This is a genomic window from Amycolatopsis sp. GA6-003 (assembly GCF_046267895.1).
GTDB lineage: Bacteria > Actinomycetota > Actinomycetes > Mycobacteriales > Pseudonocardiaceae > Amycolatopsis.
The window spans coordinates 1,244,083-1,261,879 of sequence record NZ_CP176499.1; the positions used below are offsets into that span (position 1 = coordinate 1,244,083).

The 17,797-nt window shown below is 73.6% G+C and carries 16 protein-coding genes; 2 read left to right on the top strand and 14 right to left on the bottom strand.

Going from position 1 to position 17,797, the window contains the following annotated elements; genetic code table 11:
• Positions 1-174: 174 nt before the first annotated feature.
• Positions 175-1,941, bottom strand: coding sequence for a dihydroxy-acid dehydratase (locus F9C12_RS05275; protein ID WP_409180836.1), 1,767 nt, complete (start codon positions 1,939-1,941; stop codon positions 175-177).
• 129 nt (positions 1,942-2,070) lie between these two features.
• On the opposite strand from F9C12_RS05275, the gene F9C12_RS05280 reads away from it, so the two are divergent.
• Positions 2,071-3,420 carry a DUF4157 domain-containing protein gene (locus F9C12_RS05280; protein ID WP_409464992.1) on the top strand — a complete coding sequence of 450 codons (1,350 nt, stop codon included), beginning with the start codon at positions 2,071-2,073 and terminating at the stop codon, positions 3,418-3,420.
• Between the two features lie 185 nt (positions 3,421-3,605).
• Complete coding sequence (locus F9C12_RS05285; protein ID WP_409464993.1) at positions 3,606-4,055, top strand: DUF6294 family protein; 450 nt, start codon at positions 3,606-3,608, stop codon at positions 4,053-4,055.
• Here F9C12_RS05285 and F9C12_RS05290 read toward each other — a convergent pair.
• From F9C12_RS05290 to F9C12_RS05350, 13 genes are all read right to left on the bottom strand, one after another.
• Positions 4,043-5,620: a PucR family transcriptional regulator gene (locus tag F9C12_RS05290; RefSeq protein ID WP_409464994.1), complete on the bottom strand. Its 1,578-nt coding sequence runs from the start codon at positions 5,618-5,620 to the stop codon at positions 4,043-4,045. The two genes, F9C12_RS05285 and F9C12_RS05290, sit on opposite strands and share 13 nt — an antisense overlap.
• 104 nt (positions 5,621-5,724) lie before the next feature.
• Positions 5,725-6,747: a glucose-6-phosphate dehydrogenase (coenzyme-F420) gene (fgd, locus tag F9C12_RS05295; RefSeq protein ID WP_409464995.1), complete on the bottom strand. Its 1,023-nt coding sequence runs from the start codon at positions 6,745-6,747 to the stop codon at positions 5,725-5,727.
• A gap of 80 nt (positions 6,748-6,827) precedes the next feature.
• Positions 6,828-8,417: a helix-turn-helix domain-containing protein gene (locus F9C12_RS05300; RefSeq protein ID WP_409464996.1), complete on the bottom strand. Its 1,590-nt coding sequence runs from the start codon at positions 8,415-8,417 to the stop codon at positions 6,828-6,830.
• A complete protein-coding gene (locus tag F9C12_RS05305; RefSeq protein WP_409464997.1) occupies positions 8,414-9,697 on the bottom strand; it encodes a hydantoinase/oxoprolinase N-terminal domain-containing protein in 1,284 nt (427 codons plus the stop codon). The genes F9C12_RS05300 and F9C12_RS05305 overlap by 4 nt, the downstream gene beginning before the upstream one ends.
• Positions 9,694-10,758 (bottom strand): DUF917 domain-containing protein, encoded by a 1,065-nt coding sequence (locus F9C12_RS05310; protein ID WP_409464998.1) that lies wholly within the window; start codon positions 10,756-10,758, stop codon positions 9,694-9,696. The genes F9C12_RS05305 and F9C12_RS05310 overlap by 4 nt, the downstream gene beginning before the upstream one ends.
• Positions 10,759-10,787: 29 nt before the next feature.
• A complete protein-coding gene (locus F9C12_RS05315; RefSeq protein ID WP_409464999.1) occupies positions 10,788-11,933 on the bottom strand; it encodes a M20 family metallopeptidase in 1,146 nt (381 codons plus the stop codon).
• On the bottom strand, positions 11,930-12,868 hold the full coding sequence (locus F9C12_RS05320) for a DUF1028 domain-containing protein (protein ID WP_409465000.1): 939 nt from the start codon (positions 12,866-12,868) through the stop codon (positions 11,930-11,932). Before F9C12_RS05320 ends, F9C12_RS05315 begins: the two co-directional genes overlap by 4 nt.
• Complete coding sequence (locus F9C12_RS05325) at positions 12,865-13,674, bottom strand: alpha/beta fold hydrolase (RefSeq protein WP_409465001.1); 810 nt, start codon at positions 13,672-13,674, stop codon at positions 12,865-12,867. Before F9C12_RS05325 ends, F9C12_RS05320 begins: the two co-directional genes overlap by 4 nt.
• 8 nt (positions 13,675-13,682) lie before the next feature.
• Complete coding sequence (locus F9C12_RS05330; RefSeq protein ID WP_409465002.1) at positions 13,683-14,120, bottom strand: nuclear transport factor 2 family protein; 438 nt, start codon at positions 14,118-14,120, stop codon at positions 13,683-13,685.
• A 12-nt stretch (positions 14,121-14,132) separates the two neighbouring features.
• Positions 14,133-15,140, bottom strand: a complete 1,008-nt coding sequence (locus F9C12_RS05335) for an LLM class flavin-dependent oxidoreductase (protein ID WP_409465003.1) — start codon at positions 15,138-15,140, stop codon at positions 14,133-14,135.
• Between the two features lie 488 nt (positions 15,141-15,628).
• The gene (locus F9C12_RS05340; RefSeq protein WP_409465004.1) at positions 15,629-16,342 is read right to left on the bottom strand and encodes an SDR family NAD(P)-dependent oxidoreductase; all 714 of its coding nucleotides are present in this window, start codon (positions 16,340-16,342) and stop codon (positions 15,629-15,631) included.
• A 3-nt stretch (positions 16,343-16,345) separates the two neighbouring features.
• Positions 16,346-17,026, bottom strand: a complete 681-nt coding sequence (locus tag F9C12_RS05345) for a hypothetical protein (RefSeq protein ID WP_409465005.1) — start codon at positions 17,024-17,026, stop codon at positions 16,346-16,348.
• Positions 17,027-17,156: 130 nt separating this feature from the next.
• On the bottom strand, positions 17,157-17,786 hold the full coding sequence (locus tag F9C12_RS05350) for a TetR/AcrR family transcriptional regulator (protein ID WP_409465006.1): 630 nt from the start codon (positions 17,784-17,786) through the stop codon (positions 17,157-17,159).
• Positions 17,787-17,797 lie beyond the last annotated feature (11 nt).

Sequence of the window (17,797 nt, forward strand, 5' to 3'; positions counted from 1 at the left end):
CGGCGCGACGGCCCTGGTGCCGACCCCACGCCGAGGACGAACCGAACCGGCCCGGCCGCCGTCCGCGCCGTGCCCGCCACCACCGGCGGGTGGCGGGTCATCGCACGACGCGGTCTTCGGCGGGCAGGTGCCGGGTGCGGTTCGGTCAGGTTCCGGGACGCCAGGCCAGCCGGGTCAGGGAGCGACCTCCGCGATGCCCGCGCCGTCGATCGCGGAACTGGCCAGCGCGCGCATGCGGCGGAGCAGGCGGGACGTCACCGGGCGGACCAGCGGGTGGACGCCGCCGTTCGCCGCGGCGGCCTGCTGCCACTTCGCGCGGCGCTCCTGGCTGACCGCCGGGTCGGCCAGTTCGGCGCATTCGAGGGTGTCGGTGTTCAGGTCGACCGTGATGGTGTCGCCGTCCTCGACGAGGGCGATCGGTCCGCCGAGCGCGGCCTCCGGGCCGACGTGCCCGATGACCAGCCCGACCGAGCCGCCGGAGAACCGGGCGTCGGTCATCAGCGCGATCGAGATGCCCTTTCGCCGGCACAGCGCGGTGATCCGGGAAGTCGGGTCGAGCATCTCGGGCATGCCGGGAGCGCCCCGCGGGCCTTCGTAGCGGATCACGACCATGTCCCGGTCCGCGAACTCGTCCGGCGTTTCCACGAGCGCCCGCAGCAGGGCCTGTTCGCTGTCGAAGACGCGCGCCCGTCCCTCGAACCGGCCGTCGACCACGCCGGTCTCGACTCCGGCGAGCTTGATCACCGCGCCGCCGTCGGGGGCGAGGTTGCCCGACAGCAGCCGCAGGCCGCCGGTCGGCTTGAACGGTGCGGCGACGGGGAAGATCACCTTTCCGTCCGGGGCGGGCGGGGCGAGCCGTTCGATCTGCTCGCCGAGCGTCTCGCCCGTGCAGGTCAGGGTCGAGCCGTCGAGCAGATCGTGCCGGAGAAGTTCCGCGACGACCGCCTGCAGGCCGCCGGAAGCGTCGATGTCCACCATGCTGTACTGCCCGAACGGCCGGGCGTCGACGAGCACCGGGACGGTCCTCGAGAGCCGGTTGAACTCCTGCTGCGTCATGACCTGCGACCAGAAGTCGAGCCCGGCCGCGCGGGCGATCTCCGGCGCGTGCAGGACCACGTTGGTCGAGCCGCCCAGCGCGATCGCCACGACCGCGGCGTTGCGGAACGCGGCCGGCGTGGCCAGGTCGCGCGGCGCGATCCCGCGCTGGGTCATGATTTCCAGGCAGTCCACGATCTGCTCGGGGAATTCCTCGACCCGCCGCGGATCCTCGGACGCGGGCGACACCATGTGCAGCGGCTCGAGCCCCAGCACGGCGATGAAGGACTGCATCGTGTTGTAGGTGAAGATCCCGCCGCAGCTGCCGTGCCCGGGACACGCGTTGCGCGCCCACCGCTCGCGTTTGGCCTCGTCCGGGTCCCCGGCGACCTGGAAACAGCTGACCAGGTCGATCCGTTCCCCGGTTTCGGGGTCCGTGCCCGGCCGGATCGAGCCGTCGGACAGCACCACCGCGGGCACGTTGCGCTCCAGGATCGCCGCCGTGGCCCCGACCGGGGGCTTGTCGCACGCCACCACGGCGACGGCTCCCCGGATCTCGCTGCCCTCGAAATGCAGCGACAGCCCGTCGTTCGTCGTCTCGCGGCCGATCAGCGAGTACCGCATCTGCGGCGTGCCGTTGCGCTGGCCGTCGGAGATCCCGCCCGAGTAGTTCGGGGCCAGCAGCCGGACCGGCAGGTCGCGTTCGCGGATCCGGCGCCCCAGCGCTTCGTGGATCGCCTCGACCTTGTCCGTGACGCCGAGGTAGCAGACGCTGTCGCCCAAGGTGCCGACGACGCCCCAGGCGTCCCCGTGGATCTTGTCCACGTCCTGCCCCAGCGCCCGGGCCGTGGCCACCGCCTGGCAGTCCTGTCCCGGACGCCACCGGTCCCGGCTCGACTCGTCCATCAGCTCTCCCTCTTCCGGTCCGCGATCGCCCCCATCGTCGCAGATCCGTCCCGGCGCGCAGCCCGTGCGGACAGGCGTTGGCCGGTTCGCGGTGACGGCGGGGTGACGGCGGGGACGCACCCTGGGCCGATGACCCACGCCCACCCGTCGCCGCGGCGGAATCCCCGGCCGGAGCGGGACGCGGCGGCGGAGGCGGTGCGGTCGCCTGGCGAGCCGTTGGACCAGCCGGCCAGCGCGGTGCTGAGCGCGCGGTTCGGGCAGGACTTCAGCACCGTCCGGGTGCACGCCGACTCGCGCGCTGCCGACGCGGCCCGGGCACTGGGCGCGCGGGCTTACACGATCGGCTCGCACATCGCGTTCGCCGCCGGGGAGTACGCGCCCGCGACGGCTTCCGGGCAGCGGCTGCTCGCCCACGAGCTGGCGCACGTCGTGCAGCAACGCGGAGCTTCCGGCGCGCCGGAAGCGATCAGCCGGCCCGGCGACCCGGCGGAGCGGGAGGCCCGGGCGATCGCGGCTGGCGGGAAAGGGGTCCCGGTCCAGGCGACGGGCCTGATGGTGCATCGGGACACCCACGACGACGAGGAACCCCGGGACGCGTCCTCGCCCGACGGCGCTCCCGTGCCGGTGGACGCGGGTGCGCCTGCCGCGGATTCCGGCGTTCCGGCTCCGGACTCGGGCCCGGCGACGCAGGACGCGGCCGCTCCGGCTGGCCCGACGCAGGACGAGGCCGCCCCATCCGGACCGGCTGCTTCGGCCACGCCGCCTGGCCCGACCACCCCGCCTGGCCCGGCCGCTCCGGAGCTGGGCGCGGGCGTGACCATCAGCGCCGCGGCCAGCGCCGCCCTGTGCGCCCGGTACGGCACGCAGATCGGGTTCGTGCTGCGTTTCCGGGACCAGGCGGTCGAAGTACAGCGCCGCAGCGGCGCGCCGGCCGCGTTCGTCCTCGGCCAGATGGCCCTCGAGCTGGGCTGGGGGACACGCGGGGCGGCCGGCAACAACCTGTTCAACGTGGAGGCCGGTCCGCACGATCCGCCGGACCGGCGCCAGTCGGAGGTCACCGAAGAGGTCTACGCGACCCCGCATCCCCATGACCCGCGCCTGACCGGGGCGGAACCGAGGATCTGGCCGAATACCAGGGGTCCCGGGTTCCGGCACCGGGTGCGCCGGAATTTTCGCGTCTACCCGACCGAAGCGGACTCGATCGCCGAGCACTCGGACCGGCTGACCCAGCGCCGGTTCGCGGCCGCCTGGCAGCACGCGGACGACCCGGTGGAATTCGCCCGCCGGGTGGCGACCGCCCGGCCGCGGTACGCGACCGATCCGGCCTATCCGGCCGACCTGCCCTCGACCACGGCCCTCGCCAACCGCCTGGCCGCGCTGATCCGCGACTATCCGGACGCCGCCCGCGCGGCCGCCGACCGGGCCGACCGGCAGCGGGAGCTGCGACGGCAGCGAGCGCACCGCGCGCGGCACCGCTAGAACGCCACCGCCGGGAGAACACCGGTTCCGCACCCGCGAGCTCGGCGAGCTGCCGAATCAGGAGTCCCGGAACGGAATCCCGCCGCCACGGTGTCAATCCCCAAAATCCGGTATTCCGCGCGCGTCCGGACCCGGGCCACGGTGGGGATCTGCCCAGCACCGGAAACGGAAAGCGAGAAACCACGATGAATTCCACCGTTCGCAGGATCACCGCGATTTTCGGCGCCGGAGCCGCGGGCGCGGCTCTGCTGGCCGGATCGCCCGCACTCGCCGGCCCGGCGCGTCCGCACGGCCCACTGGAGGAGAAAAGCGTGGCCTGGGGCCAGCTGCACGCCGGCGACTGCCAGCAGGACAACGGGACCATCGTCGTCCGGTCCGACGGAACCGGCGAGTGGAGCGCCACCACGCTCACCTACCAAACCCATTCCGGGGATGTCTGGCATTCCAGCTTCGATTTCTACACCACGGCCGGGTATCACCTGTTCCGCCAGCCGAACGGGGGCACTTTCGACAGCCCGCGAATGAACGACGGAAATCCGCCGCCGCGCTACTCCTGGGGCGCCAAGTTCACCTTCAACCCGGCGGATTACAGCGGCATCGACCTTTACCAGACGCAACAGCACTACAGCTGCTGACCGCGTCGATCCCCGGCCTGAGGAGCTGCTGCGGCCGGCGGCGCCAGAAGCCGCGTCTGCAGTTCGATCGTGAAGCGCTGCACCGGATCGTCCAAATCGACCGCGCACAGCTCTTCGATGCGCTGCAGCCGGTACCGGAAAGTGTTGCGGTGTATCCGAAGCGCGGCCGCTGCCCGGGTGGCGTCGCCGCCGGCGTCGAACCAGCAGCGGAGCGTGTTGAGGTATTCGGCGCCGCGCGGGGACGGGTCGCGGCGCAGGACGTCGAGGGAACCGCCGAGCAGGCCGGGGTGTTCGGCGGCCAGGTCGGTCAGCTCGGCGATCAGGACGTGCGGGAGCAGGTCCGTCAGATGCGCGGTGCCGGGGCTCGGCCGGGCGGCGAGGACGCGTGCCGCGTGCCGGAGAGGGCCTGCGTCGGCGCGGAGTTCGGCCCCGGTGGCGCAGGGGCGGCCGAGACACGCCACCAGCGGCGCGCCGGCCGAGGCACGCCGTCGCAGGCGTTCGGTGAAATCGGCCGGTCCCGAGCCGGGCGTGGCGGGGACCAGGACGAACAGCAGGGAGTCCAGCACTGCCGTCGCGGTGGCGGGGTCGAGCATCCGCGCGCAGCGGGCCAGGGCTCCCTCGCGGCCGGAGGCGACCGGGCCGAGGGCGGCGAGCAGCCACCGCCGGGAAGTGCCGAGCCGTTCGGTCAGCGCTTCCAGCGATCCGGAACCGGCCAGCAGCCCGCGCAGCAGCTCGGCGCGGATCGCGTCTTCGTCGTCCCGTCCGGCGGGTTCGTCGAGGAACCAGGCAGCGGCGGCCGTCGACACCTCGGTCAGCACCCTCGGCACCGACTCGGACGTCCAGCGCGGCGTGCAGAGGACATAGCCGCCGACAGCGGCACCGGAGCGGATCGGGGCGCTCCAGCGCGGGGCCGCGTCCGGGAGGTCCAGGCGCGCGACACTCCGCACCCGCGCGAGATGCTTCCGCAACTCCACCGGAACCCGCCGGGCGAGCACCATTTCGCTGGTGAGCGCGTCCACCGGTTCGCGGCATCCGAAAGCGAGCACGCGGAACGCCGCGTCGACGACCACCACGGCGCCGTCCAGCGCCAAGGCGGCGCTTTCGGCGAGGTCGTAGAGACCGCCCGCGGTGGGCGGCAACCCGCGCGCGCCGAGCCGGGCGCCGGCCAGCAGGGACTGCACGACCGTGCCGATCTCCGCCCAGCCGACCTGGTTTTCCGCCACCAGCACGGGCACGGCCGCGGTCGTGAGGTCGAATCCCGGCGGAAGAGCGCCCTCGCGGACGACCAGCGCCGCGGCGCCCGCCCGATGAGCAGCGGTGAGGGCTTGCGCCAGGTCGTCGGCGGCCGGCCGAGGCGCCGTCACCAGCACCAGTTCGTTTCGCCCGGGAAGGCGCGAAGGGTCCCACGGAGCCGCCCCGGCGAGCGGCCGGTCCAGCCCGGAAGCCGCGGCCGCCACGCTGAACCAGCCGCGTCGCGCGCTGACCAAGAGCGCCAGCCGGACCGTCCCGTCCGGCGGCGGGAGGTCGGCGCCCAGTGCTCCTGGCCAGGTGTCGACTGCCGTCATCGGGCCGCTCCTTCCCTCCACGCCACGCTGCGTCGGGGGAAGGCTAAGCAGCGCCCGGAGCGCCGTCAGTGGGCTCGCCGCCCTGCGAGGACCGGGCGGCAGGGCTATCCGCCCAGGCGGCGCAACCGCGGCAGCAGATCCCGCCGGGCCAGGTCGAGGAAGCGGGCTTGATCGTCGCCGGGCGCGTGCAGCACCAGATCGGTGAAGCCCGCCTCGACGTACGGGCGGATCCGTTCCGCGACCTCGTCGGGGTCGGAGGAAACGATCCACCGGGAAGCGACCTGGGACATCGGGAGCCCGTCGGCGACGCGCTCCATGGCGACGGGGTCGGAGATGCCGTGCTTCTGCTCCGCGGTCAGCGAAAGCGGCGCCCAGAACCGGGTGTTCGCGACGGCGGCCTCGGTGTCGGTGTCGTAAGACAGCTTGATCTCGATCGAGCGCGCGACGTCCCCGGGCTCGCGGCCGGCCTGCTCGGCGCCGGCGTCGACGGCGGGCTGCAGCTTCTCCGTGTAGAGGTCCATGCCTTTGCCGCTGGTGCAGATGAACCCGTCCGCCGTCCGTCCGGCGTACTTCGCCACCACCGGGCCGCCCGCCGCGACGTAGACCGGCACCGGCCGCTTCGGCCGGTCGTAGACGGTCGCGTTCTCCGTTTGGTAGTACTCCCCGGCGAAACTCACCCGCTCTTCGGTCCACAAGCGACGGATGAGGTCGACCGCCTCGCGCAGCCGGGCGAACCGTTCCTTGAACCCGGGCCACGCCAGGCGGGCGACCGCGACCTCGTTGAGCGCTTCGCCGGTGCCGAGACCGAGCACGACCCGTCCGGGATAGAGCGCGCCGAGAGTGCCGAAAGCCTGCGCCACCACGGCCGGGTGGTAGCGGAAGGTCGCGGTCAGCACGCTGGTGCCGAGCCGGACCCGGCCGGTCCGCTCCCCCGCCGCGGCGAGCCAGGCCATCGAGAACGGCGCGTGCCCGTGCCGGTGCCGCCAGGGCTGGTAATGGTCGCTCACCAGCACCGAATCGAAGCCTCGCTCCTCGGCCAGAACAGCCAGCTCGACCAGGCGCCGCGGCCCGAACTGTTCGGCCGATGCCTTGTATCCGACGGTGATTCCCGCGGTTCCGGTGTCCATTCCGGACACTCAACCCGCGCGGCCGCCCCCGGTCATCGTGCACCGCGGCCGAATGCCGGGGAGGCGTTTTGTGCGCGCGGTCAGCCGGGTTCGTCCCAGTCGACCCCGGCGGCGCGCGTGGCCAGGTGCACGGCCAGGCGGTCGTCCGGATCGCCGAGGTCGGCCGGCAGGAGCTCGGCGATCCGTTCCATCCGCTGCATCACGGTGTTGCGGTGGACGCCCAGCGCGGCCCCGGCGGCCTTCGCCGAGGACTGGAAATCCAGGTAGCACCGCAAGGTGCGGACCAAACCGCCGGACGGATCCGCCTCCTCCAGCGGAGCGAGCAGCTCGGCCGCGGCCCCCCGCAACGGAGCGGATCCGTACCAGCCGGCGATCAGCTTCCGGGCGCTGCCGGCGTCGATGTGCTCGACGACCGCCCGGCGGTGCGAGGTGTGGGCCAGCAAGGCCGCGCGGCGGGCCTGTTCGGCGGAGCGGCCGATGCCCGCCGCGCCGGTGTGCGCGCGGCCCACTCCGGCGCACAGCCGCAGCCCCGGATGCTCCGCTTCGACGGCGGCGAGCGTCCGGGCGAGCCGGTCGAGCAGCGGACCGGGATCCGCCGCCTCGGCTTGCGCGTCGGCGGTCAGCCAGAACAGCCATCCCTCGGCGCGTTCGACGAGCCTCGCGGCGACGCCGTGTTCGGCCAGCTGTGCTTCCAGTTCCGCGCCCAGCGCGGACATCCGGACCGCCGCCGGGACGGCCGCCGCCTGCACCTGCACCGCGGTGTGCCGTCCGGCGAGCCGCCAGCCGAGCGCGGTCGCCCGCTCGACGGTGCGGCGGCCCGGTTCGCCGGGCTGTTCGAGGATTTCGTTGAGCAGCAGCGAACGGCGCCGGTGTTCCCGCTCGTCGCGAAGGGCTTCCCCGGCCACGTGCACCGCGAACGACAGCGCCGCGATCGCGATCGCGCGCCGGACCGGTTCGAGCAGCGCTCCGGCGGCGAACCGGGGCCGCCGCACCGCGATCCAGTACACCGCGGGCCCGGTCGCGACGACCTGGACCGGGTGCAGCATCAGCTCGCCCTCCGCGCCGACCGTCAGGGCGACCGGCCGCGCATCGGCCAGCAGCGCCGGATCGGCGCACCGGCCGAGCAGTTCGTGCATCGCCGGATCACCGGCGGCGAACCGGCCTTCCGCGTCGACGAGCGCCACCGGTTCGCCGAGCGTCGCGGTGAGCTGCGAGGTGAGCGCGTGCGCGTCGGCGGGCGGACGCTGGAAGCGGCGGGAGGCGTCGCCGAGCACGCGCAGCCCCGCGATCTCGGGGGCGCTGACGTAGGGCTCGAACGCGGTGACCACCCCGGTCGGAGTGATGTCCTCGACGCCGACGAGCGGCAGCGCCAGCCGGTCGGCGAGCCGGCGGGTGGCGAAGGGCACCGGCCGGTGCGGGCGCGCCGCGACGATTCCGGACAGGCCCGCGCTGCCCGCCAGCCGGATCGCGAGGTCCGCCGCGAGATCGTCGAGCACGAGCTGCTCCCGGCCGAACACCACGACGCTGCGCGGGGCCAGCTCGGAAATCTCGGGCACCGCGGACCCCGGGACGACCGCCCCGACGGGCCGGTTCAGCCCGGATTCGCCCGCGAGCACCTCGCAGTGCTCGAGCAGGCGCAAGTCCAGCAGCTGGGCGAGCGTGACCGTCATGGCGCCGCCGGTTCGAGGATCGGTCCCACCGCGGTCGCCCGCAGGCGCGCGGCCGGCACCGGAACGTACGTCATCAGCGCCTCCTTCACCGGGGTTTCCCGCAGCGTGCGGGGATCGGCGCCCGCGCGGACCGCGGCGTCGCGAGCCAGCTGCCGGGCGCGGGCGGCCGAGTCTTCGCGTCCGCCGGCGCCTTGCCAGAAGATCCGGTCGACCGAGCCCGCCGCCTCCGCGGTCACCGCCCCGACGGCGGCGGCGAGATCGGCGGCCGGCGGCCGGATCGCGTCCGGCAGGGAGCGCTCGCCGACCTGCACCACCGGGAGGTCGTCGTCCCCGTACCTCGCGCGCGCGACCGCCGCGGAGACAGACCGCTCGCGCCCCGCCGCGGTCAGCCGCGGGAGGCGGACGCCGATCCGGATCCCGCCGAATTCCCGATACTCGGCCGATTCGGGAAGCAAGCCGCCACGGGTCGTCCCGACGACAGTCCGGCTGCCGGTCGCCTCGACCACTACGGCCGCGGGCACTCCGGCCAGCCGCGCCGCGCCGTGCAGCAGCGCCGCCCGAGCCGCCCCGAGGCAAGCCGTGGCGTGCCGCTGCGCGGCGAGTTCGGGCAACACCGTCCCGTCGCCGCGCACCACGTACAGCTCCGCCTCGGGATGGCGCTTCCGGACCGCGGCGCCCAGCTCGTCGATCCGGGCGCGGGCGAATTCGGCGAGCGCCGCGTCGAGCACGGCGGTGTTTTCCCGCTCCAGCAACCCGATCGCCTCGGTCTCGCTGCCTTTGCGCACCGGCACGTCCGGTCCGAGCACGTCGGCGAGCAGGTCCGCGGCCCGCTGTTCGTGGTCGGGGTTCTCCAGCCCGTGGACTCCGGCCACCGCGACCGCGCGGACGGTTCCGGCGCACCGGCGGGCGAATCCGGCCACCGCGGCGAGGTCCAGCGGGGCCGACTCGGCGCCGTCGTATTCGTGCCCGCCCCGCACCGTCGCGACCGGTCCGGTCACTGCTGCGGACATCCCGGCCGGCCAGCCCGCCAGCGGCGGAAGGGCGGTCGCGCCGCCGATCCGCAGGACTCCGACGGGAGATCCCGCGTCGGCGGGCACGGGCTCCGGCAGGACCGCCACGACCCGGTCGACCGCGCCGGCGTCCACCCGGAGCGCGCCGAGCAGCCGCGACGGCGAGTCGGTCCCGGGAACTCCTCGGCAGGACGCCACGATCCGGCCCGTCCCGGCCAAGGCCACGGCCCGGGCGGAGACGGCGTCGATGCCCACTCGCAGCCGGCTCACCGGGCGCCGGCCAACGCCGCCGACCCGTCGAACCGCACCGGATCGACGGCGTACCCGAACGCGCGCGGCCCGGCCGCCGTGTGCCCTTCGGGCGTGTGCCACCGTTCGTCGACCGGGCTGGTGAGCACCTGCACTTCCTGGCCCACGAAGAGATCGACCGTCTGCGTCAGGGCGCCCGTGTCCGCGTCCGCGACCCCGATCAGATCCGGCACCGTGGCCAGCACCGTGCCTTCCCGGCTGACCATCAGGTTCTCGTTCTGGAAGTCGATCCGCACGAAACCCTCCGCGGTGTCGAGGGAAACCACGCCGCGCGGCCAGCCGTCCGAGGAATGCTGCAGAACTTCGGCGACGGTTCCGGTGCACACGAGGCGTCCGCCGCAAGCGCGCAGATACGGCTCGTGCCCGGCTTCGGCGAGCGCCGCTCCGATCCTGGCGCACTCGCTGATCGACCCGGCCGCGCCGAGCCGCGCACAGTCCCCCGCGGTCACCCGATACGCGCTGATCAGCGCCACGAGCCCCAGCGGCGGCAGCACGGCGCGCACCAGCTCGCCGAGCACGGCGCCGGTGCCTTGGCTGAACTCGGCGACGACCCCGGAGCCTCCGACGACGGTGATCGGCGAGACGGGGAACCCGGCCAGCCGCAGCAGGGTCAGGTCGATCGAGGGCAGTGTGCGGCGCATCAGGTCGAGGTCGAGGCACGGCAGCCCGAGTTCGGCCGCGACGGCGAGCGGGACGGCCACGTTGACGCTGCCGAGCTGCACCGGCAGGACCGCCGCGCACTTCCGCCCGGCGCGGGCCTCCACCGCCGCCCGGAGCGTCTCCGCCTCGACGATGCCGTGCGCCTTCTCGGCGAGGGTGTGCGGGGTGCCGCCGGACACCACGGGGAGAACGAGAGCGTCCGGGTCCAGCACGTCCGCCGTCGCGAGCGGGACCGGGCCGTGCTTCCGGACGGCCGCGAGCAGGAGCTGCTGCGCCAGATACGGGTCGCCGCCGCCACCGCTCCCGAAGTGCCCGGCTCCGCGCACCACGTCGTCGATCGCGGACTCGGCGACGTGCTCCATGCGCAGACCTTAACCTTCGGCGCGCCCGCTCAGGCGGGCGTGACACCCCGGAAACCGGCGTACAGCCGGGCGAACGCCCGAGCGGCGGCGACCAGCTCGGAGACCGGCACGTACTCGTCCGCGGTGTGCGCCACGGCCATCGACCCTGGCCCGAACACCACCGTCGGGATGCCCAGCCGATTGCGCAGGAACCGGGCGTCCGTGCCGAGTTTCAGGCCCCGCACCGGCGCGTCGTCCGCCGCCCGCCGGACCTCCGCGACGAACGGATGAGCCGGGTCCAGTTCGGATCCCTCGGCGAAGGCGAGGACTTCGACGTCGTAGTCGAACTTCCCGGCGGCGTCGATCAGCCGGGTCACGGTGGCCAGTGCTTCGTCGCGGGTCTGGCCGGGCAGCACGCGCCGGTCGATCCGCAGCCGGCATTCGGCCGCCACGATGTTGACCGCGGCGCCGCCCGCGATCGTGCCCGCGTTGGCGGTCGGAGTGCCCAGCAGCGGATGCTCGCCGTCGCCGAAGTCGGCCAGGTGGAGCGCGGAAACGATCCGCGCCGCGTCGTCGATCGCGGAGCGGCCCGCCGCCGGATCGCTGCCGTGCGCCGCCCGGCCGCGCACCGCGATCTCCACCATCAGCGACCCTCGTTCGGCCACCCCGACCCGCAGTTCGCTGGGCTCGGGCACGACGGCCGCGTCCGCGTGCACCAGTCCGGCGGCGACCAGCGCCTCGGTCCCGGCCCGGCCGCCGGTCTCCTCGTCGGCCACGAAGTGGAGGACGAGGTTCGCGGGCGGCACGATCCCGGCGTCGCGGCAGGCGCGCAGCCCTTCGAGCGCGGCGGCGATCCCGCCTTTCATGTCGCAGGCGCCGCGGCCGTAGAGCAGCCCGTCCCGGACCAGCCCGCCGAACGGCGGAACCGACCAGTCCTCTTCGGACACCGGGACGACGTCCACGTGCCCGTTGACCAGCAGCGTGGGGCCGTCCCCGGACCCGATGCGGCCCAGGACCGACGGACGGCCCGGCTCCGGTTCGAAAATCTCGACGTCGGCGCCCAGCTCGGCCAAGACCGCGCGCAGCGGTTCGACCGCCGGCCGTTCGCCGCCGGGCGGATTCCGCGTGTCGCATTGGATCAGAGCGGCGGCCAGTCCGGTCACCCGGTCGGCTCGGACCGCGGCGGCGGCGTTCATGCCGGCTCCTCGAGGTGCGCGGTGAGCGCGGCGATCGCTTCGCCGTCGAGAAAGCCCAGCGGGGCCAGCCCTTTCGCGAATCCCAGCAACGCCGGCCGGAACGCCACGACCTCCGCGAACAGGTCGGCGGCCTCCCGGCGCCGTCCGGCGCGGGCGAGCAGCACCGCCCGCCAGAAGTCCGCCTCGCGGTTGTCCGGCCCGATGACCTCCGCCGCCGACGCGAGCGCGCTCAGCCGTTCGGCCAGCTCGTCCGGCTCGACCCCCTCGAACGGCCCGAGCGTCAGGCCGCGCGCGAACATCACCCCGCCGACCGCGCCGAAGGCCCGCGAACGCGGCAGAAGCCGCGCCAGTTCGCCGAGCGGGTCCGGATGGTCGTCGACGCGCAGGTCGACGATGACCTCGTTCCACGGCTCCGGACCCCGGCGTCCCGACACGACCAGCAACGCCGCCGACTGCGCACCGCGCACGTCTCCCCCGGCGCCGTCCGCGGCCCGCAGCCCGGCGAGGATCCGGTCGGCGAGATCCCCCTCCGCGGTCTCGAAGGCGGCGAGCGCGGCCTGGCATACGCCCGGGGCGGCCAGCATGTTCCCTTGCACCGTCACCTGATGCCCGCGCGCGGAACCGGCGTGCGGCGCGCACGACCTGCCGGTGTGCGCACCCACCGAGCCCCGCGCGTCGACCACTCCCAGCTGCCGGTACGCGGCGTCGGAGTCTTCGGCGACCAGCAAGTCCACAGTGGACGGCGCGGGTACGCCCGCCCGCAGCAACTCCAGGCCGCGAGGCCCGTAGCCGACGTCGACGAACGCCTGGGTGGCCACCGCGCCTACGCCGGCTTCGGCCCACGGCAGCAACGAGCCGACGCCGAAGAAATGGGTCTGGGCGCCGACCCCGAGCCATCCGGTGACCGGGTCGCGCGCGACGATCGAATACGTCACGGCCGTCCTTCCTCCGCCCTCGCGAGGTGCCGGCGCAGGAGGCCGGCCACCCGGTCAGGCTCCTCGAGCATCGGCAGGTGGCCCGCACCGGCCAGTTCCGTCGCCGTGCCGCCGGTGGCTTCGGCGAGTTCGCGCGACATCGCCGGCGGGCACGTCGGGTCCTCGGTGCCGGCCACCGCCAGCACCGGAATCCCCGCCGCGGCGACGTTTCCGGCCAGGTGCCGGATGTCCGCGCCGAACGCTCCGTACAGGATCTCGGCGACCACCGCCGTCGGCCGGGCGCCGACCGCTTCCGCCATCACTTCCCTGACTCGCACCGAATCCCGGTGCTTCCGGCCGACGATCCCCGGCACCTGACCGGCGAAGTACCCGGCCGTCCCGGCGGCTTCGAGTTCGCGGACCATCTCCGCGATCGCCTCGTCCGGAACCCCGGTGCCGAGCGTCGAACCGAACGTTGCGACGCTGCGCACCCGCTTGGGGCGCACCGCGGCCAGCGCGACGCTGATCGTGCCGCCGAGCGATCCCCCGGCCAGGTGCACCTCGTCGAGCCCGAGAGCGTCGAGAACCGCCAGGACGTCCGGCACGTAGCCCTCTTCGACGGTGAACGGGCCGGTCTGCCCGGAGTTTCCGTGCCCGCGCAGGTCCGGAGCCACGACCGGCCGGTCCAGCCGCGCGGCGACGTCCTCCCAGACCACCGCCGCGGAGTTGATCGGATGCAGCAGCACGAGCGGGACGCCGGACCGGCCGCCGGTCGTGCGCAGCACCGACAGCGGCCCGGTCCGCCCCTCGACAGCGATGCGGTCCAAGACCGGCCTCATTCCGTTCCGTGCTTGGGCATCTGCGGGTCCTGGACGCTGACGTGCATGTGCCAGATCCGCCAGTCCGGGCCGCCCTTGCCGTCGTCGCGGCGGAAGAACTCGGTGGTGCGGAACGGAGTCGGGACCGCGTCCGGCTGGCCGGGCGCCACCACGTCGGCGGTTCCTTCGGCGGTGAGCAGCGCGACGTCCCCGAAAATCTGCACGTCCGGGCCGACGACGTCCTTGATCGCGGTGATGCTCAGCCCGATTTTCGCGGCGTTGACCCACAACCGGTGCTTGTCCAGCACGCCGTGGTAGGTGTGGCCGTTGAGGTTGAACTGGTGGTAGCCGTCGCCCTCCGGGAAGTACTGCAGCATTTTCCCGGCGACGAGGCCGACGTTCGCCTCGTACCAGCCTTCGTGCACTTCGAGGATCCGTTCGAGGTCAGTGCTCATGGTGACGCCCTTTCAGTGGGTGAATTCGCCGGTCAGTTCGCCGACCGCGGCGAGGGTTTCTTCCGCGCCGTCCGCGACGACGGTCGCGATGGCGACGTTGTCCGCGCCGGCGTCGAGGTATTCCCGAAGCCGGACCCTCGCGGTTTCCTGGCCGCCGACGACGCCGAAAACGTCGAGCCAGTCGTCCGGCATCTCCGCGGCGACCACCTCCGGACCGCCGCGGGAGAGCATCTCCGCGAGCCGGTCGTTGGCGCCGACGGCTCCGAACAGCGGGCCAGGACCGGTCGCGGCGAGGTAGAAAGCGAGAACCGCCTTGAGCGCTTCCCGGGTGGCGGCCACTTGTCCGGGGTCCCGCGTGACGTTGGCCGCGGCGAGGACGGTGATCGTGATGCGCTCGTCGCGTCCCGCCGCGCGCGCGGCCTCGTCCAGCTTGCGCCGCGCGTCCCGCACGTATTCGACCGGCGCGAGCGCGCTGACGAGCAGACCGTCCGCCAGCTGGCCGGTCAGCTCGAGTCCCTTGTCCCCGAGCACCCCGGTGAACAACGGCACCTGCCCGGGGACCGGGTGGGTGAGCGAGACGTCGTGGAAGGCGGCGAACCGTCCCTCCTCGTCGACGGTGTCGCCGCGCAACAGGCCCCGGACCGCGGTGAGGGTTTCGCGCAGGGCGCTCATCGGCGAACACTGGGTCAGGCCCATTTGCGCGGTCCAGGCCGGGACGCCGTGCCCGATCCCGGGCATCAGCCGGCCCGGGTGGGCGCGGGCGAGCGTGCCGATCTCCATGGCCAGCAACGCCGGATGCCGCACGACCGACGACACGACGCCGATGCCGACCGGGACCCGCGAAGTAGCCCCGAGCGCGAGCGCGGCGCCCGCGATGCCGCCGAGGAAGAAATAGTCCTCCGGCAGCCACAGTTCCCCGAACCCGGCGGCTTCCGCGGCCGCGGCCTGGAAGCCGATCTGTTCGGGCGGGGTGGTGCTGCCGAGCAGCACCCCCAGCCGGCTGCGAGCGGGACGGGTCATCGGCGGGCTCCTGTCGTGCGGACCGGATCACAACGTTGGCCCCGACGTTAGGAACCGCACCGGGTCCGCCGCTTCGGGCACGGCGACGAAACGGGGGAAGCGCGACAGTGCACGGTGCACGAACGGCGGATTTCCCGGCGGCTCGGGCGGTGGGCGATGACGGCGGGTTCGCTTGGGTCGCAAGCGGAACGCTCCCGGCTCCGCCGCGGCGAACAATCCGACGGCGGCGCGGGAATCGGCGGCGGCCGATGGAGGATTCGCCTGAACCGCAAGCAGAACGGTTCCCCTCGGCAACAGTCAGACCGCCGCCCCGGTCACCCAACCCGCACGGGACCCAGCAGCGGCCGCCAACGGAGGATTTGCTTGGGTGGCAAGCGGAACGCTCCCGGCTCCGCCGCGGCGAACAATCGGACGGCGGCACGGGAATCGGCGGCGGCCGATGGAGGATTCGCCTGAACCGCAAGCAGAACGGTTCCCCTCGGCAACAGTCAGACCGCCGCCCGGCCCCCGTCGGCGGCCAGGACCGCGCCGGTCACATAACCGGCGCGAGCACTGGCGAGGAACGCGACCGTCTCGGCGACCTCGGCCGGGTCGGCGGAGCGGCCCAGCGGCACGGTCCCGCCGTAGCCGCCGAGGTCCGGGCCGGTCAGCGCGACCGCCTTCGCCGTGTGCATCGGACCGGGAGCGACCGCGTTCACCCGGACGTTCCCGGCCGCGTACTCCGCCGCCCACGCCCGGGTCAGCGATTCCAGCGCGGCCTTGGTCGCGCCGTACACCCCCATCTCGGGCATGCCGATCCCGGCCGCCGTCGAAGAAATGTTGACGACGCTGCCGCCGCCGTTCGCGGCCATCCTCGGCGCCAAGGCCGTGGCGAGGAGGAAGGGAGCCCGCACGTTCACCGCGAAGACGTCGTCGAACTCGCTGAGATCCTGTGTCGCACCGGTCATCAGCGCCGCGTTGTTGACCAGGATGTCCACCGCGCCCGCTTCGTCCGCCAGGGAGCGCACGCTGTCCGGATCGGCCAGATCGGCGGCGACGAACCGGGCGCCGAGGCGGTCGGCGACCTGGGCGCCGCGTTCCGGGTCCCGGCCGGTGACGACCACGGCCGCGCCGCCCCGGACGAGGATTTCCGCGATCGCGTGCCCGAGGCCCCCGGGCGTTCCGGAACCGGTGACCAGAGCCGTTTTCCCGGTGAATTCCATCCCTTACTTCCTCGCCGCCGCCGCGTTGCGGATCCAGCTGCGGAACTCGATCGCCAGATGTTCGCAATGGCCTTCGATCATCGAATCCGGCGCCGCGGCGGCGTAGACGACGCGCACCACCACGTCCGCCCCGGTGCCGGTGTCCCGCGCCTGGTGCAGGCAGTAGGCGAACGGCGTGCCGTCGTCGAGGGACAGTTCCGCGTTCATCAGCGACACCGGATAGGCCGGGTCCAGATACGCGGCTACCGCGGCGGGCAGTTCCTGGGCCACCGACACGCGGAAGCGCGTGAGATGCCCGCCGATCGTCTCCACCATCCCGCCCGGGTACTGCGGCGGCTCGGCGTAGTGCTCGGGGTGCGCGTTCAGCAGCAGCACCTTGTCCTGGAACCGGCCCGTAGCGGCCTGCCCGCGGAACCATTCCGCCAGTTCCGTCCCGCTGAGCCCGCGCACGGCGAACTCGGTGCGCGATTCGCGGTAGCCGCCGTCCGAAGCCGCGACGATCTCCCGGTGGAACCGGTCGCCTTCCTCGATCTGCCCGGCCAGCAGGTCCGTCAGCACCTGCCCGCCCGCGATCTCCTTGAGGTTCCGCAGCGCCCGGCGCGCGGCCCGCAATTCCCACTGGTCCACTACGGATTCGTCCACCGTGCGGCCCATCGTCCGCACCTCGACCGCCACCGCGTCCATCGCAGTCCTTCTTTCTGGAGTGTGTCCCTGTCTCCTTCCACCATAAGATGCAGCAGTGCATCTTACAAGGAACGTGATCCACCCCTCAGCGTGCGCGACGAGCAGTCAGTCCACTAGGGACAGAAGAGTCTCACCGCCGGCGAGCGGACCGGGCGCCTGGCCGGTTCCGGGAGACCAGCGGCAGGAAAATCGTGTCCACCACTTCCCGGATCGCGTCCGGGGACATCGGCTCGAGGTTCAGCAGGGTTTCGTTGCGCAGCAAGTCATACGGCAGCCGGGCGATGCGCGGCGTGAGCTTCGCTTCGTCGATCTCCCCCCGCGCGACGGCGCGGCGCGTGACCGCGTCGATCACCGCCCACCGCTCGTCGATCAGCGACGCGCGCAGCTCGGAGACCGTCGTGCCGGTTTCCTCGAAGTAGGCGGCCAGCTGAGCGGTCATCGCCGCGGCGAACATCGCGAACGCCCCGTTGAGCTGTTCGAGCAACGCGACGGTGTCCTCGCGCAGCGACCCGGTGTCCGGATCGGAGAGCGGGAACCGGGCGCTGGCGCGGACGAGCGCGGCGCGGACGAGGTCCGCCTTGGTCGCCCAGTGCCGGTTGACGACCGGACGGCTGGTGCCCGCGCGATCCGCGACCCCGGCGAACGTCAGCGCGGCGTACCCGCCCTCCATCAGCTCCGCCCACGCGGCGTCGAGGAGCGCGGCCTCCAGCTCCGCGCCCCGCCGGCGACGCCGTGGACCGGACTCCTCCGCAAGGTGCATACGCGCATCCT

Bases quoted from the DNA above. Each gene is read 5' to 3' on its own strand.
- F9C12_RS05275 (WP_409180836.1), bottom strand. From the start codon at position 1,941: ATGGACGAGTCGAGCCGGGACCGGTGGCGTCCGGGACAGGACTGCCAG.
- F9C12_RS05280 (WP_409464992.1), top strand. From the start codon at position 2,071: ATGACCCACGCCCACCCGTCGCCGCGGCGGAATCCCCGGCCGGAGCGG.
- F9C12_RS05285 (WP_409464993.1), top strand. From the start codon at position 3,606: ATGAATTCCACCGTTCGCAGGATCACCGCGATTTTCGGCGCCGGAGCC.
- F9C12_RS05290 (WP_409464994.1), bottom strand. From the start codon at position 5,620: ATGACGGCAGTCGACACCTGGCCAGGAGCACTGGGCGCCGACCTCCCG.
- fgd (WP_409464995.1), bottom strand. From the start codon at position 6,747: ATGGACACCGGAACCGCGGGAATCACCGTCGGATACAAGGCATCGGCC.
- F9C12_RS05300 (WP_409464996.1), bottom strand. From the start codon at position 8,417: ATGACGGTCACGCTCGCCCAGCTGCTGGACTTGCGCCTGCTCGAGCAC.
- F9C12_RS05310 (WP_409464998.1), bottom strand. From the start codon at position 10,758: ATGGAGCACGTCGCCGAGTCCGCGATCGACGACGTGGTGCGCGGAGCC.
- F9C12_RS05315 (WP_409464999.1), bottom strand. From the start codon at position 11,933: ATGAACGCCGCCGCCGCGGTCCGAGCCGACCGGGTGACCGGACTGGCC.
- F9C12_RS05330 (WP_409465002.1), bottom strand. From the start codon at position 14,120: ATGAGCACTGACCTCGAACGGATCCTCGAAGTGCACGAAGGCTGGTAC.
- F9C12_RS05335 (WP_409465003.1), bottom strand. From the start codon at position 15,140: ATGACCCGTCCCGCTCGCAGCCGGCTGGGGGTGCTGCTCGGCAGCACC.
- F9C12_RS05340 (WP_409465004.1), bottom strand. From the start codon at position 16,342: ATGGAATTCACCGGGAAAACGGCTCTGGTCACCGGTTCCGGAACGCCC.
- F9C12_RS05345 (WP_409465005.1), bottom strand. From the start codon at position 17,026: ATGGACGCGGTGGCGGTCGAGGTGCGGACGATGGGCCGCACGGTGGAC.
- F9C12_RS05350 (WP_409465006.1), bottom strand. From the start codon at position 17,786: ATGCACCTTGCGGAGGAGTCCGGTCCACGGCGTCGCCGGCGGGGCGCG.